This window comes from Nitrospirota bacterium, assembly GCA_040757335.1.
Lineage (GTDB): Bacteria > Nitrospirota > Nitrospiria > 2-01-FULL-66-17 > 2-01-FULL-66-17 > JBFLXB01.
The window spans coordinates 1-15,592 of the sequence record JBFLXB010000012.1 but is presented as its reverse complement, the minus strand read 5'-3'; the positions used below and the strand labels follow the sequence as shown (position 1 = coordinate 15,592).

16 protein-coding genes are annotated in these 15,592 nt (G+C 64.1%); all 16 read left to right on the top strand.

The genetic code is table 11. The features are described 5' to 3' along the window. The first annotated feature begins 12 nt into the window (after positions 1-12). The 16 genes from AB1451_08195 (at position 13) to AB1451_08120 (ending at position 15,469) form a co-directional block, all read left to right on the top strand. Positions 13-597, top strand: coding sequence for a redoxin domain-containing protein (locus AB1451_08195; GenBank protein ID MEW6682889.1), 585 nt, complete (start codon positions 13-15; stop codon positions 595-597). 25 nt (positions 598-622) lie between these two features. Continuing rightward, entirely contained in the window at positions 623-1,147 is a 525-nt protein-coding gene (locus tag AB1451_08190; GenBank protein MEW6682888.1) for a DM13 domain-containing protein, read from the top strand. Positions 1,148-1,187: 40 nt separating this feature from the next. Beyond that, positions 1,188-1,865, top strand: a complete 678-nt coding sequence (locus tag AB1451_08185) for a hypothetical protein (protein ID MEW6682887.1) — start codon at positions 1,188-1,190, stop codon at positions 1,863-1,865. A gap of 44 nt (positions 1,866-1,909) precedes the next feature. Beyond that, positions 1,910-2,830, top strand: coding sequence for a hypothetical protein (locus tag AB1451_08180; protein MEW6682886.1), 921 nt, complete (start codon positions 1,910-1,912; stop codon positions 2,828-2,830). A gap of 47 nt (positions 2,831-2,877) precedes the next feature. Continuing rightward, a complete protein-coding gene (locus AB1451_08175) occupies positions 2,878-3,705 on the top strand; it encodes a DUF547 domain-containing protein (GenBank protein ID MEW6682885.1) in 828 nt (275 codons plus the stop codon). A gap of 21 nt (positions 3,706-3,726) precedes the next feature. Beyond that, positions 3,727-4,584: a hypothetical protein gene (locus AB1451_08170; protein ID MEW6682884.1), complete on the top strand. Its 858-nt coding sequence runs from the start codon at positions 3,727-3,729 to the stop codon at positions 4,582-4,584. 36 nt (positions 4,585-4,620) lie between these two features. Next, the gene (locus AB1451_08165) at positions 4,621-6,078 is read left to right on the top strand and encodes a glycosyltransferase family 2 protein (GenBank protein ID MEW6682883.1); all 1,458 of its coding nucleotides are present in this window, start codon (positions 4,621-4,623) and stop codon (positions 6,076-6,078) included. Continuing rightward, positions 6,041-7,405, top strand: a complete 1,365-nt coding sequence (locus AB1451_08160; protein MEW6682882.1) for a glycosyltransferase 87 family protein — start codon at positions 6,041-6,043, stop codon at positions 7,403-7,405. Before AB1451_08165 ends, AB1451_08160 begins: the two co-directional genes overlap by 38 nt. Before the next feature lie 43 nt (positions 7,406-7,448). Beyond that, complete coding sequence (locus tag AB1451_08155; protein ID MEW6682881.1) at positions 7,449-8,231, top strand: TVP38/TMEM64 family protein; 783 nt, start codon at positions 7,449-7,451, stop codon at positions 8,229-8,231. A gap of 2 nt (positions 8,232-8,233) precedes the next feature. Continuing rightward, complete coding sequence (locus tag AB1451_08150; protein ID MEW6682880.1) at positions 8,234-9,808, top strand: mercuric reductase; 1,575 nt, start codon at positions 8,234-8,236, stop codon at positions 9,806-9,808. Positions 9,809-9,931: 123 nt separating this feature from the next. Next, positions 9,932-11,386 carry an HD domain-containing phosphohydrolase gene (locus AB1451_08145; GenBank protein ID MEW6682879.1) on the top strand — a complete coding sequence of 485 codons (1,455 nt, stop codon included), beginning with the start codon at positions 9,932-9,934 and terminating at the stop codon, positions 11,384-11,386. Between the two features lie 61 nt (positions 11,387-11,447). After that, positions 11,448-11,810: a hypothetical protein gene (locus AB1451_08140; protein MEW6682878.1), complete on the top strand. Its 363-nt coding sequence runs from the start codon at positions 11,448-11,450 to the stop codon at positions 11,808-11,810. Next, entirely contained in the window at positions 11,807-12,631 is an 825-nt protein-coding gene (locus AB1451_08135; protein ID MEW6682877.1) for a transporter, read from the top strand. The genes AB1451_08140 and AB1451_08135 overlap by 4 nt, the downstream gene beginning before the upstream one ends. 25 nt (positions 12,632-12,656) lie before the next feature. Then, the gene (locus tag AB1451_08130) at positions 12,657-13,964 is read left to right on the top strand and encodes a glycosyltransferase 87 family protein (protein ID MEW6682876.1); all 1,308 of its coding nucleotides are present in this window, start codon (positions 12,657-12,659) and stop codon (positions 13,962-13,964) included. Beyond that, positions 13,946-14,683, top strand: a complete 738-nt coding sequence (locus tag AB1451_08125) for a TIGR04283 family arsenosugar biosynthesis glycosyltransferase (protein MEW6682875.1) — start codon at positions 13,946-13,948, stop codon at positions 14,681-14,683. The genes AB1451_08130 and AB1451_08125 overlap by 19 nt, the downstream gene beginning before the upstream one ends. 111 nt (positions 14,684-14,794) lie before the next feature. Then, positions 14,795-15,469: a spondin domain-containing protein gene (locus tag AB1451_08120; GenBank protein MEW6682874.1), complete on the top strand. Its 675-nt coding sequence runs from the start codon at positions 14,795-14,797 to the stop codon at positions 15,467-15,469. The last annotated feature ends 123 nt before the right edge of the window (positions 15,470-15,592 follow it).

Below are 15,592 nucleotides of genomic sequence, written 5' to 3'. Positions count from 1 at the left end.
AGGGATTCTGGGATGACGCCGGCGCGCACCGCCGGAGTCCTTCGATGTGAGCGGGGCGCCTTAGTGGCATGGCTGGGGCTGCTGACCGCCTTGCTCGCCATCGGCGCGGTTGCGCTCTCCACCGCCCAGGCCTTCACCGGACGCCAAGCCCCGGACCTCGCGGGCACGGCGTGGATCAACTCCGAGCCTTTGTCCGTCCAATCCCTGCGCGGGTCCGTGGTGCTCGTGGAGTTCTGGACGTTCGGGTGCTTCAACTGCCGCAACGTGGAGCCCCAGGTCAAGGCGTGGCATGAGCGGTACGCGGACCAAGGGCTGGTCGTGGTGGGTGTGCACACCCCGGAGTTCGCGTACGAGAAAGACACTGCCGCAGTGACCCGCTACGTCGGTGATCACGACATCCGATACCCCGTCATCACCGACAACGCCTACACGATCTGGAACAGCTACGGCAATCACTACTGGCCCGCCATGTACCTGATCGACAAGCGCGGCACCATCCGCTACGTGCGCGTGGGTGAAGGTGGGTACGACGAAACCGAAGGCATGATCCAAACACTGCTCGCAGAAACCCTCGCGCCACCGGAGGGTCACCAATGATCCCTCAACCCCAAGGAGGACTCCGATGAACCCGACGCAAGTCACTGTTGCCGCCCTCGTGTTGGCGTTTGGTCTCGCCTCTCACCCGGCCCGCGCCGACATGATGGAAAAGGGCAAGGGCATGATGCAGGACAAAGGCATGATGAAGGATAACGAGATGATGGGCGCCGGCATGAGCGGCATGCTGATGGGCGCTAAGGATCACCACGCCAGCGGGTCCGTGGCGCTCACCACGGACGCGGACGGCCACACCGTGCTGCGCCTGGAGAATCTGAAAGTCGACAAGGTGCCGGACGGCCGCGTCTATCTGGCCAAAGATGGCGATTACACAAAGGGCGTGGAGCTCGGGAAGCTCACGCAGTTCTCCGGCACGGTGCAGTACGCGATCCCGGCGAACGTGAACACGGCTGACTACAACAGCGTGGTGATCTGGTGCAAGAAGTTCAACGTGGAAATCGGCCACGCCACGTTCGACACGGGCATGATGAAAAAGGACGGCATGATGATGGACAAAGACACGATGCACGACGACACGGGCATGATGAAGTGACACCATGAATCAACATCCACACCCACCACAGGAGACACGTATGTTGCTGAAACGATCGTTGCGCTTCACCGCGGTTGCGTTTTCCGCGTTGCTCGGCCTCCTCCTCTCCACCCCGCCGCAGGTCGCGGCCGATGACAAGGACCAAGACGACCGGGAGGACCGGTCAATAACGTTTGATCTGGTGGTTCCGGACAATCCCGTCCCCTTTCTCCCGGCCGCACTCCCGGATGCCGGCGGCGAGGTCCGGGTGGTCCCACTCGAGGAGGAGAAGGGGATCGACGAAATCCATATCAAGGTCTTCGGCGTGTTCCCCAACGAGGAGTACGTGGTCTTCTTTACCTGGCTGCCGGAAGGGCCATTCGGCCCGGTCCAGTACATCGCGGATCTCAAGACCAACGAGAAAGGGCGGGGCGAAGTCAAAGTGAAGGTGCTCGCGTTCGAGGCGTTCGCGTTCTCCAGCCCCATGACCGCCGAGGAACCCGGCAAGGACCGCCGGCTCTCACGGGCCGACCTCGATCACCTCGTGATCTGGCCCGCTGATCCCGCGGCCGACGACCAAATCTTTTTGCAGTTTACGGGCGGGACCGGACCCATCACGCCGTTTGACGGCGACGGTGAGGCGGGGCCGGCCATTCTCACGACCTCGAGGGACTGCGCGGTCGGCACGTTGCCGTGCACCTTTGAGACCCTTCCCCCCGGACCGCTCGCCGAACCATGACCCGGCAGAGGATATTGAAATTCACACTCACACAGGAGACTGCGATGTTGAGATCATTTCTCGCCGCGCTACTCGTCGCGTCGGCATTGGTGGCCGGCTGCAGTGATGATGACACACCAAACCCGGGCACGTTGGCGCTCGCGTTCACCGGCTTAAGCCCGTTGGAAAACGGCTATCACTACGAAGGCTGGGCCGTGACCAGTGCGGGCGCGGTGTCTACCGGCAAGTTCAACGTCGGCGCCAACGGGACTCTGGTCACCACCTCGGGGAGCGCCATTCCCTCCGGGGAGTTCGCCACCGGTCTCAATCTGAGCAGTGCGACCGATATCGTGATTACCATCGAGCCTCCGGGGGACACCGATACCACACCCGCAACCACCAAGATGTTCGCGGGACCCGTGGTTGGGAATTCAGCGAGCCTCGCGGTCGGCGGCGCACAAGCGCTCGGGAGCGACTTCACCACTGCGGTGGGGTCCTTCATCCTGGCGACGCCGACCGACGGGGACACCATGCCGTTTAGCGACCCAAACAATACCAACGAACGCAGCGGAATCTGGTTCCTTGATCTGTCCACGGGAACTCCTGCGCCGATGACGCTGCCCACGCTGCCTGCCGGGTGGAAATATGAAGGCTGGGTCGTGATCAACGGCACACCGGTCTCGACCGGTACGTTCACATCCGCATCCGCCGCGGATGACAGCGCGCTGTTCAGCGGCGCGACCGCCGGCCCCCCGTTCCCGGGAGAGGACTTCCTGCAGAACGCGCCGTCCGGACTGACGTTTCCAACCGATCTGCGCGGGACCACGGCTGTGATCAGCATCGAGCCATCGCCGGATGACAGCGCGGCTCCGTTTACGCTCAAGCCGCTCGTTGGAACAGTCCCGGCAAGCGCGCTCGATCACGTGACGTACGCCCTCACGAATCAGGCGTCGGGCAATCCGACAGGCACGGCGACGATTCGGTAGTCGAAGTCACTGCTCGGGTATAGTTGTCCGTAGTGTCGGAGGATACGATGAGACATCCCAGACTCGTTCTGACGGTTCTCCTCCAGGTCCTCCTCTGGGGGGGAACGTCTCACAGCGCGCCACAGGCCGAGCGATGGCCGCTGTGGGACACCTCCCAACCGGAGAGCACAACGCGGGTCGATCACGCGGCGTGGGATCGCTTCCTGGGGTCGTACGTCGTGGCCGACCATCCCAGTGGGATCAACCGCGTGCGGTATGCCGACGTCACCGCCGCCGATCGCAAGGCCCTCAAGACCTACCTGGCCCAACTCCAAGCAATCAAGGTGCGAGGGTTGAACCGAGCGGAGCAAAAGGCCTACTGGATCAACCTCTACAACGCCCTGACCGTCGACGTGATGCTCGATCACTACCCGGTGGCGAGCATCATGGAAGTCAACATCTCCCCGGGCTTACTCAGCCGGGGACCATGGGGGAAAAAGCTGGTGACGGTCGAGGGCCAGGAACTCGCGCTGGACGACATCGAGCACCGTATCCTTCGCCCGATCTGGAAGGACCCGCGCGCGCACTACGCGGTCAACTGCGCGAGCCTGGGGTGTCCCAACCTCCAACCCAAGGCGTTTACGGCGGACAACACCGATGCGCTCCTCGATCAGGCGGCGCGAGCCTACGTCAACCACCCCCGCGGAGTAACCGTTAAAGACGGCAAGGTCATGGTTTCCAGCATCTATATCTGGTTCCAGAGCGACTTTGGAGGCGATGACGCAGGCCTCCTGACTCACCTCCGGCGCTACGCCGACGAGGGCCTTCGACGGCAACTCGATGGCGCCACGCGCATCTCCGATCATTCGTATGACTGGAAGCTGAACAGCCCGTGACTCCAACCTGCAGGAGACAACATGGCCAAGACCCGTGTGACCGGAATCCTTCTCGTACCCTTAGCGCTGCTGGGATCGGTGGGGCTGCCGTCGGTTGCCACGGCCGGCGCGTGGACCCAAGCCAAGGGCAGTGTCTACAACCGCCTGGCGGTCAACTACGCGGTCATTACCGAACAGTTCGATGACTCCGGGAATCGAGTGGCCTTCCCCAACAATGGTCAATTCACCGAGTGGAACATCACCTACTACGGGGAGCGAGGACTCACCGATCGTCTGACCGTGGTTGGATCGCTCCCGGTGAAATTCCTGCAGGACCAGGCAGAGACCGCGTTCGGAACGCAGACGCTCCGCAACACTGCCTTTGGCGACCTGGACCTCGGGGTGCGCTACCGACTGCTGGCAGAGCCTGCGGTCTTGTCCATCTTCCTGTTGGGCAAGTTCCCGTACTTGTACGATGAGAAGACGCTTCCCGCGACCGGAAACGGACAGGTCGATACCGAGCTGCGGTTCTTGGTTGGGAAAAGCTTGTACCCCTACGGCTACGGGGGAATCGAGTTGGGCTATCGCTACCGGGCGGAGGAACCTTCCGACGAGTACCGATACCTCGTGGAGTACGGCTTGAGCCTGACCCCCCGCGTCTACGCCCGCACCAAGCTCGACGGCATCAAGAGCGTTCAGAACGCCGACCAAATCAGCGGGGCAGCCTCGGGAGCAAACCCCACCTTGAGCCCCGAATTCGACATCGGCAAGCTCGAAGTGACCGCGGGGTACGCGCACAACCGCAACTGGTCGGGTGAGCTCACGTACACCGGGGTGCTGTACGGCAAGGACATCGGCGCCGGCAACATGGTGCAGGTGGCTCTGGTCTACGCGTTCTGATCAGCGCGGGTAGCGCATCGAGATGGTTTCCGCGAGATGACCCCGCTGTTCATCGTCGGGTTGTACTTCGCCATCTTGATCGGGCTTGCGCTCTACGGCCTGCATCGGGTGGCGATGTTGTACTGGTACTTTCGGTACTCGCGACGATCAGCCTCCCCGGTCGTCCCACGTCTCGACCCGGAGGAAGTCCCGCCGGTCACTGTCCAGTTGCCCCTCTACAACGAAGTGTACGTGACGGAGCGCCTCGTCAAGGCGGTCTCCCACCTGCGTTACCCGCGCTCGCGACTCCGCATCCAGATCCTCGACGACTCCACGGACCACACCCAAGACATCGCGCGCTCCGCAGCCACGGTTCTGGCTGCCGCCGGTTTCAGCGTGACGTACCACCACCGGAACGACCGTCATGAGTTCAAGGCGGGCGCTCTTAAAGAAGGGATGGAGCGCTCGCCGGACGACTTCTTTGCCATCTTCGATGCGGATTTCATTCCCCCGCCGGATTTCTTGGAGCGAACCATGCCTCACTTCCGGGATCCCAGCGTGGGGATGGTTCAGGCCCGCTGGGGCTACGTGAATGAAGACTACTCCCTGCTCACGCGGCTCCAGGCTCTGCTGCTGGACGGGCACTTCGTAGTCGAGCACTCTGCGCGGTATTTCTCCGGCCGCTTTTTCAACTTCAACGGCACCGCCGGCGTGTGGCGTCGCCAGGCCATCGAAGAGGCCGGCGGCTGGCAAGGCGATACGCTGACCGAAGACCTGGATCTCTCCTACCGGGCGCAGATGCAGGGCTGGCGCTTCGTGTTCGTTCCGAACCTGGTCTGCCCGAGCGAGCTGCCCGTGGATCTGCATGCGCTCAGACAACAGCAGCACCGCTGGACCAAGGGCTCCATCCAGGTCTGCCGGAAGCTCTTACCTCAGATCTGGGTCTCAGCACTCCCGCTCCGAGTCAAGGTCGAGGCCACGTGTCATCTCACGGCGAACGTCAACTATCTCCTCATGGCCGCCCTCGCCGTGCTCACACCCCCCTCCCTGGTTCTGCGCTATCGCATCGGACTCGATGGCCTGGCCTGGTGGGAGGGCTCGCTCGTCCTCTTCTCGGTCATCTCCATCGGGTTCTTCTACACCGTCACGCAGACCGAGCAGGGGCGCCGCTGGACCGCGCGCCTCGCGCACATTCCGTTGATCATTGCCTTCGGCATCGGAATGTCCGTCACCTGTGCCAGGGCGGTCCTTGACGCGCTGCTCGCTCGTAAGAGTGCGTTCGTTCGAACCGCCAAGTACGGGATCGAATCAACACGGGATGCGTGGACGGACAAGAGTTATCGCTCACTCGGGCCCGGCATCCCGATCGCCGAAGCGTGTCTCGCGTGCTACCTGGCCGCGTCGTTGGGCGCCCTCGTCACCCTGAAGAACTGGGGGGCGCTGCCGCTTATGCTCCTGTTCACGGCGGGCTTCTCGTATGTCGCGGCGCTTGCGGTTCTTCACGCCCAACGCTAGGCCGAACGCCCCCAGCGCCGACGGCGGCCTCGCAGCGCTCGGCGTCGGCATCGCGCTCGTGTGCATCGTCCTGGTCCAGGCCGGAGACCTGCGGGCCAAGGTCGCACACTTTCTCTGGCTGTACGGCACCATGTTCGCGCTCTACCTCGTCGCGATCGCCTGGATATCCCGCTCCGGAGACACGCCGCGCCTCCGGCTGCCGCTCATCGTCCTGATCGGGGTGCTGTGCCGGGCGATCCTGCTCGCGGGCGAGCCCACGCTGTCGGATGACATCTACCGCTATCAGTGGGACGGCCGAGTCCAGCTTGCCGGCACCAACCCGTACCGGTATCCGCCCAACCACCCCGATCTCGCCTTCCTCCGCACCCCGGCCGACGCCAACATCAACCACCCTGACCTGGAGACGATCTATCCGCCGGGCGCGCAATGGGTGTTTCGGGCCGCGGCCGCGCTGTCCCCCGACGTGTCCGGCCAGAAGGCGGCCTTCGTGCTCTTCGATATCGCCACGATCGGGGTGATCGCAGCCTTGCTCCGGCAGCGCAGCCACCACCCCGCGTGGTGCCTGATCTATGCCTGGAACCCGCTGGTCCTGATCGAGTACGCCCACTCCGGCCACGTTGATTCCATCGCGGTGTTCTGGCTCGTCCTCGGCCTGTACAGCCTCGGAAGCGGCCGCCCAGGCTGGGGCATGGCCTCTCTGGCACTCGCGGCGCTCGCGAAGTACTTTGCGGCCATCCTGCTGCCGTACGCGATCGTCAGGTCGTCCCTGCGACGATGGATCCCGCTGTTCGTCGCGGTCATCGTGCTGGGGTACGCCTGGTTTGTGGACGCTCCGCGCGCGTGGTTTGCCAGTCTCGGTGTGTACGCGGCAAGGTGGGAGTTCAATTCAGCGAGCTTTACCGCCTTGAACCTGCTGCTCGGCCACGGCGTATGGACTCGCGCGGTGTTGCTCGCCGCGCTGCTCGCGTGGTCGCTCTACCACGCGAGGCGCCAGCAAGACCCGGTGCGGTACGCGTACCTGGTGATCGGCTTCGCGCTCACGTTCAGCCCCACGCTCCACCCCTGGTACGTGTGCTGGATCGTACCGTTTCTCTGCGTGTATCGCAGCCCCGCGTGGATCGCGTTTACCGGACTAGTCGCGCTCTCGTACTGGGTGTGGGTGGACGCGCGAGCCGGCGGGGCGTGGACCATACGCCCCCAACTCCTGGCGTTGGAGTATGCGCCGTTCTACGCGCTCCTCGCCTGGGAAGGGTGCACGCGCGTCTTCCCGCGGCGTCGGGGCCGGGCCAGTGCGACTGAAGGCGTCACGGTAACGTCATCATCCTGACATCGCCCCGTCATGCGTACGCGGTATACATAGCACGTTGCCGTTGAGTTGCAGACCGGACGAACGAGGGAGGTTCGCGATCCCAACCCAGCGCCGCGCGGCCGACACCACCACCCGTGAGACACTGTTGACCCGCAAGCTGCTTGTCGCCGCGGTCCTGGTGGCGGGAGTCTTCGCATTCTTCGCCCTCGACCTAGGACGGTACCTCACGCTCGCCGCACTCAAGGCCAACCGGGATGCGTTGCGGAACTATTCGGAAACGCACTACGTGATGAGCGCGCTCGTCTTCATGGCAATCTACTGCGCCCAGACCGCGCTGTCGCTTCCGGGCGCGGCCATCCTGACGCTCACCGGCGGGTTCTTGTTCGGCACCGTTCCCGGAACGCTCTACGTCAACGCGGGAGCCACATCCGGCGCCGCGCTCGCCTTCCTGGCTGCGCGCTATCTCTTTCGAGACCATGTGGAGCGGCGATTCGGTGCGAAGCTTGAGTCGATCCAAACAGGTTTTGCCCGCAACGCCTTCAGCTACCTGCTCACCCTGCGCCTGATCCCCCTGTTTCCGTTCTTTCTGGTAAACCTCGCGTCCGGGTTGACGCGGATCCGACTATCCACCTATGTGGCTGCCACCGCGATCGGGATCCTTCCTGGGAGCGTGGTGTACGCGAACGCCGGCCGCCAATTGGGCGCAATCAACTCGCTCCAGGACATCGCCTCGCCCCGTGTGGTGGGAGCGTTCGTCCTGCTGGGGCTGCTCGCGCTGGTACCGGTGCTGTACCACCGGCTGCGCGCGCGGTCAGCCATGTCGACGCCATCGGAGGACATCTGACGATGACAGGAGGAGCCCCTGTTCTACATCGCTGGGCACCACATGGCGCCCTGGTTCTGCCCGACGACGTGCACAACCAACGGCTGGTCGCCAACGTCCATCCGCCAGGGTGGGTCAACCCCGAGCCGGCAGGTCGGTACAACCTCGTGGTCATCGGTGCCGGCCCGGCAGGCCTCGTCACCGCTGCGATTGCCTCGGCGTTGGGCGCGAAGGTCGCTTTGGTCGAGAAGCACCTCATGGGGGGTGATTGCCTCAACGTGGGGTGCGTGCCCTCCAAGGGCATGATCTCGGCGGCACGGGCGTGGGCCATGCTCCGCCGCGGCGCCGAGTTTGGGTTTGCGGGGACCGAGCACATCCGGTACGACTTCGGGGCTGTCATGGCCCGGATGCGCGAGCTGCGGGCTCGGATGAGTCGCGTGGACTCGGCGCAGCGCTTCGCGAGTCTGGGCGTGGATGTATTCTTGGGCGAAGGCCGTTTTGCGAGCCCTGACTCGGTTGAGGTGGCTGGGAAGACGCTGCGGTTCGCCAAGGCTGCGATCTGTACCGGTGCGCGGGCGGCAGCGCCGCCCATCCTCGGTCTGGCCAAAGCCGGGTACCGGACCAACGAGACAATCTTCGAACTGACCGAACGGCCGGCGCGGCTCGCTGTGATCGGCGCGGGTCCGATCGGGTGCGAAATGGCCCAAGCGTTCGCTCGGTTCGGCACTCGGGTCTGGCTGTTCGAGCGAACGGAGCGAATTCTGCATCACGAAGACGGCGACGCCGCGCGGATCGTGCAAGATCGCATGCAGCGCGACGGCGTCTCCTTCCTATTCCAGACCGCACCGACTCGGGTCGAGCGACGCGGCGCCGAGAAGGTCCTCCACTACCGGGCGAACAACGAAGCCCGATTCATCGAGGTGGACGAGATCCTCATCGGCGTGGGGCGCGCGCCCAACGTGGAGGGCTTACACCTGGAGCAGGCCGGGGTCGAGTACGATGCCGGGACCGGGGTCAAGGTCAACCACCGATTGCAATCCAGCAACCCGCGCATCTTTGCGGCGGGCGATGTGTGCTTTCCCCACAAGTTCACACACGCCGCCGACGCCACTGCGCAGGTCTTGATCCAGAACGCACTCTTTCCTCACCCGTTCGGCCTGGGCTGGGCCAGGACCGACGCCTTGGTGATCCCGTGGACCACGTATACCGACCCTGAGGTCGCGCACGTGGGACTGTACGAACGGGACGCCAGAGAGAAGGGCCTCGCGGTCGCCACGTTTACGGTCAAGCTGGACGAGGTGGATCGGGCCATCTTGGACGGCGAAGACGACGGCTTTGCGCGCGTTCACCTGCAAAAGGGCACAGACAAGATCCTCGGCGCGACGATCGTGGCCCCACACGCAGGCGAGCTGATCAGCGAAGTCACGGTTGCCATGCGGGCTGGATTGGGCTTGGCCACAGTCGGCGCTGCCATCCACCCCTATCCGACCCAGGCTGAGGTCATCAAAAAGCTCGCGAACGCCTGGCGCAGGACCACGCTCACCGCGGGCAAGAAGGCCGTGCTCGCCCGGTGGTTTCGGTGGACGCGCGGCGGATGATCCGTCGCCACCCACCCCGCGCGTGAGGTTTCCCGGTAGCCACCGCGTCTTGCCACCTTGGACGTTCAGGGCATACTTGACCCTATCGTCATGGGTTGGGCGGGACCTTCGCGAGACTCCTCATTGAACCGCGCTTGGGGCGGGACCTCCCTGACGGTCCGCCTGATCGGCCTCATCACCACGGTCGTCGTCGTCACGCTCACGCTCACGACCTGGCGTATCTACGTGGACCATAACCGATCGCTGGAAGACGACCTAGGCCAGAGACTCCTGAGCATCGTGCAGACCGCAGCGTTGAGCATCGACGGCGCCAAGCACGAGGAAATCGTGGCGCCAGAGGACGCGTCCATACCAGAGTTTCTCGACCTGCGCTCGCACCTTCGGCGCGTGCAATCGGCCAATGGCCTGGACTCGTCGATCTACACGCTGCGCCGCCTCGGGAACATGACCGAGTTCGTGGTGATGACCGACGAGATGCCCTACATCGGCAACCGCTACCACCTGCGGACCGAGATGCTCCCGGTATTCGAGCAGGGGCGATCCGCATACACGCGCCTCTACACCGACGAGCACGGCGAATGGATCTCGGCCTATGCGCCCATTCGCGATGATGCCGGCACCGTGGTCGGGCTGCTGGATCTCGATTATCACGCAGAGACGTTTCAGGCCGCCTCGCGCTTGTACCGCAATCGGCTGCTCGGACTGTCCGCCGCGGCATTGCTGATTGCCGGACTGCTGGGGGCGGTTTTTGCGCGTTCGGTCGCCAGACCCGTGCGCTCGCTCACCGAAACCATGGAGCGGGTGATTCAGACCGATGATCTCTCGATTCAGGTGCAGCCGATCGGCAACATTCGCGAAATGAACGAGATGGCCAGGACCTTCAACATCCTCACCGGCTCGCTGCATCACTCGCGCGACAAGGTTCGCACCACCCAACTGGTGACGATCGGCAAGCTGGCTGAGCTGGCCGAGCAGCGCGACCCCGAGACCGGTGAGCACCTCCAGCGCATGGCCGCGTACACCCGGATCCTGGCCGAGCAGTTGCGCCGCGCCCGCCGGCACCGGGAGACCATCACCGAGGCGTGGATCCAAGCGATTTTCGAAGCCGCGCCGTTGCACGACGTGGGCAAGGTCGCCATCGTCGATCGCGTGCTGCTCAAGCCCGGCAAACTGACCGACGAGGAATTCGAGATCATGAAGACCCACTCCGCGATCGGCGAGAAGATCCTGGAAGGCGTGGACTTCCTGGAGATCGCGAGGCAGATCGCGGCGAGCCATCACGAAAAGTGGGACGGCACCGGGTATCCCCGCGGACTGGCTGCAACAGCCATCCCGCTCCCCGCGCGCATCGTCGCCCTGGCCGACGTGTACGACGCGTTGACGTCCCGGCGAGTCTACAAAAACGCCATGCCCCACGAAACAGCCCGACGGATCATCCTTGATGGGCGCGGCAAACACTTTGATCCGGTCGTGGTCGAGGCCTTTCTCGACACCGAGGACGCGTTTCATCCGGTTCGGGATGGGGGTGCCGTCACCGTTGCCTTGCCGCGACCCGTTGCCTTCGACCGTGCGGCCTAATCCGGTATCGGCTAACGCCAGCGGGTTTCGCGGTCTTGGCCGGCGGTTGTTCGGAGCGACCGTGTTTCTCCTCACGCTCGTGCTCCTTGCACGCGGGGAGGGTGTCCTCGCGTCCGGGACCTTTGTGCCGCCTCCGATCCCGCAAAACTTCAAGGACATCCCGATCAACCAAAAAATCGCCATTGGTGACGCGCTGTTTCATGGCAAGCCGCACGCCATGACCGGTCCGCTTCCAGGCAAGCCGTGTGTCGCGTGCCACACGGGGGACGCACGCCTCAAGCGCCAGCGACTGATCGAGATTCGAGACCATTTGGAAGAAGCCATCGCCAACGAGCACCTCATCCGCTACGGTGTCCCAGGAGACGAGATGACCATCAAGTGCCTGTACTACTACCTCTATTCGCGCTGGAGGTTGCAGCGGTGAGGCACCCTGCGTTGGGCGCAGCGCTGGGAGTGATCATCATCGCCATGACGTTCCCCGCATGGGCCGGCCCTTGGACCGTGGCCGAGGGCGAAACGATCGCATCCCTAAGCATGATCCAAGCCGAGTTCGACGAGCTGTTCAACATCGATCACGAAAAACGACCGCTCCCCGGTCCCATCCGCCAGCGCGACACCGTGCTCGGCCTGTCGTACGGGCTTGTCGAAGACTGGGAAGCGAGCCTTCAGGTGAGCGCTTACGACTCCCAGCAACAGTTCCCAGGGAACGAGGCGGAACAATCCGGGCTTGGCGATACCCGGTTCGGCGTCAAGCACCTTGTCTACCGCGGGACGGTCGACGTCGCCGCCCAGGTCGGGATGAAGTTGCCCGGCTCGTACGACGCCGATGTCATCTACGCACCCGGCGACGGTCAAGCCGACGTCGAACTCCGAACCATGGCCGGAAAGTTGTGGGATCGCGCCTTCGTCGCCCTCGACGCGGCCTACCGATTCCGCGCCGGAGCCCCCTCCGACGAGTATGAGATCCTCTTGGATACCGGTTACGCCATCACCTCCCAGCTCCACGGCCGCGTGCTCTCGCGCCTGGTGAACGCGCTGTCCGGCGTCGGCTCCGCGGACACCCCGGGCGTCTCACTCAAACAGACGGAAGAAGACATCGTGTCGGTCGGCGGTGCGCTGGCCATCCAGCCGTTCGCCGGAGTGACGGTCACCTTGCAGTACATGACGGTGGTCGCCGGACGCAATACCCCGGCGCGGCCGGACATCGGCGTCAGTCTCGCCTACAGCTTTGACTTCTTCCTCTAACAATCCGCGGGCGCCGGATCGGTTCTTGGCCGGAGCCGGGGGCATCCTTCTCGGCCTTTTCGCCCTTCCCGTGATGATCCCGGACTACCCGCGAGCGGTCGGCGCGTTGCTCGGGGTGTACGGTGCGGCCTCGTTGGTTTGGCTCGGGGCCGTGTGGCGCGTCGTGCAGAGTCAAGCGGTCGGTCCTCAGACCTTACGCCTGGTGGTCGTCTTCGCGCTGCTCTTTCGCGTGGTCGTGGTGTTCCAGGCGCCGATCCAGGACGATGACTTGTATCGATACGTCTGGGACGGGCGGATGACGTGGCACGGCGTCAACCCGTATCAATATGCTCCGGCCGACGACGCGCTGGCCGCCTACCGCGATCCCCTGATCTTCCCCTACATTAATTTTTCGTACGTTCCCACCATCTATCCCCCCTTGACCCAACTCGCGTTCGCGCTCGTGGTGGGCCTGTTCGGCGAGACGCTGCTTGCGATGAAGCTCGCGTGGACCGCCGTGGACATCCTCGTCATCGTTGCGACCATTGCGCTGCTGCGAGCCGCCCGTATCGCCCCGGCCAGGGTGATCGTGTACGCTTGGGCGCCGTTGACCATCAAAGAAGTCGCGGGGTCGGGACATATGGACGTGTTCCCCGTACTCCTGACGCTCCTGGCGGTCCTGTGGGCCGGTCGCCGGCCATGGCTGGGCGCGAGCGCGTTGGGTGCGGCGGTCGCGGCCAAGCTGTATCCGGTCCTCCTCGTGCCATTGTTCCTCCGCTGGTTCCGCGCCCGTGCGCTCCTCATCCCGGTCATCGTCGTGCTCGCCGCGGTGCCGTTCCTCTCGGCGCCCCTCGGCCAGGCGGCTCGAGGTCTGGTCACGTACGGCACGTACTGGATGTTCAACCCCGGGCTGTTCGACCTGCTCCAGCGCGGCCTTTCGCTGATGACCTCGCACCACATCCTCGCGGCAAAGCTCCTCGCAGGCATCGCCGTCATCTTGGCTATCCTCTGGCGCGTCCGGCATCGCGACGGCACGATGCGCGATCTCTGCGAGTCGGTGGTGTGGATTCTTGCCTTCACGCTGTTGCTCACACCGACCGCAGATCCCTGGTACCTGTTGTGGCTTCTCCCGTTTCTGTGCGTGCATCCGAATCCGGGACTCCTCGCGTGGATGGGCCTTTCGGTGTTGAGTTACGGCTTTTACTATGCCCACGCGGACGTTCCGTGGTTGAGACTGATCGAATACACGCCGGTCTTTATCCTCCTCTTGTGGCCGTTGCTGACCCGACGGTTGTCACGAACGCGCGCCGGGATTGTGGCCGGGCCTGACCCCGCATGTACACCAACACGGTAGGCCCTGAGGCGATTGCGGTGTCGGTCCCTTGTCCTCGGATCTCGGTGATCCTCCCGGTCCGTAACGAAGAAACCGTGCTGGCATCGTGCCTTCGCTCGGTGAGGGCCTCGCCGTCGCCGTGTCCGGTCGAGATCATCGTCGTTGATGGACAAAGCTCCGATCGCTCACTCGATGTCGCCGCTCGATTCGGAGCGCGAAGCCTCTCAGCTCCAACGGCCGGCCGGAGCAGGCAGATGCACTGGGGAGCCCTGCACGCCGCGGGCGAGATCCTGGTGTTCTTGCACGCAGACACCGTCCTCCCCCCGCACTGGGTCACGCGCGTTCACCGGACATTTCTTCAGAGTCCGGCTCCGCCTGCCGCTGCCTCGTTCTCCCTGGCGTTCGATTCCAGGCGACTGGACTACCGGGCTCTCTCAGCACTCGCGAACATTCGGAGTCGGATGACCGGCCTCCCGCACGGCGATCAAGCGCTCATCGTCAGCCGAAAGATGTACTTCGAGGCCGGGGGATTTCCCGATGTCCCGTTGATGGAGGAATACCTCTTCATTCCGAAACTGAAACGTCTCGGTCCCATCGCGCAGTTCCCCGAGCGGGTCGTGACCTCCTCCAGGCGATACGACCGTGGCGGCGCGATTCGTACCACGCTGAAAAAGGTGGCGTTGATCGTGCTGTTCTATGTCGGGGTGCCGCCAGCACGTCTCGCCCGTTGGTATTGGTGACGTTCATCGAATTGTCATACAGCAGTCATCTCCGCTACACGTCCAGGGCGTACTGTGGACGACCATCGGGCAGGTGGTCTGCCCTCACAACCCTTGGACAGGAGGACGACGATGAAAACCACATGGCTCTCTCCCCTGGCGGCCGGCGTGATCGCGATGACCGGCAGCCTCACCGCGGTTCCGGTCTTCGCAGACGACGACCACGAGGCTCGGCGCTACGCCGTGACGATCACCAATCTCACGCGTGGTCAGGTCCTGACCCCGCCCGTCGTCATCGTGCACAACAAGCAGTTCTCCCTCTTCACCCCCGGCGAACCCGTGCGCCCGGAGCTCGCTCGATTGGCCGAAGACGGGATGACCCAGCCGCTGGTGGACGCGCTCGCGACCGAACAGGGCGTGTATCAGACGCAGGTCGGAGGCCTCATTCCGCCGGGCGAATCCACCACCGTGGAAATCGAGGTCTCCGGACGGTTCCGGCTTCTGACCGCCGCGGGCATGCTGGCATCCACCAATGACGGATTCTACTCCGTCCACGACATCAGGATTCCTGAAGAGCGCGGGCTAGAAGTCGACGCGGACGCGTATGACGCGGGCAGCGAAGCCAACAACGAGTCGTGCGCCTTCATCCCGGGCCCGCCGTGCGGTAACCCCGGCGTTCGCGATACCGTTGGTGCCGAGGGCTTCGTGCATATCCACGCTGGTATACACGGCATCGCGGATCTGGTGCCCGCCACGCACGACTGGCGCAACCCCGTTGCCGAGGTCTCAATCGAGCGGATTAAGTGAGTCATCCCGCTGATCGCAACGGCACCGTGCTCGATCGTTGACATACCCGCGCGTGCACGGTAGATTCGCCCTTTGGTTCGCTCGACCGAGTCTCTCAGAGACGGGCGGCCGGGACGCGGGTGC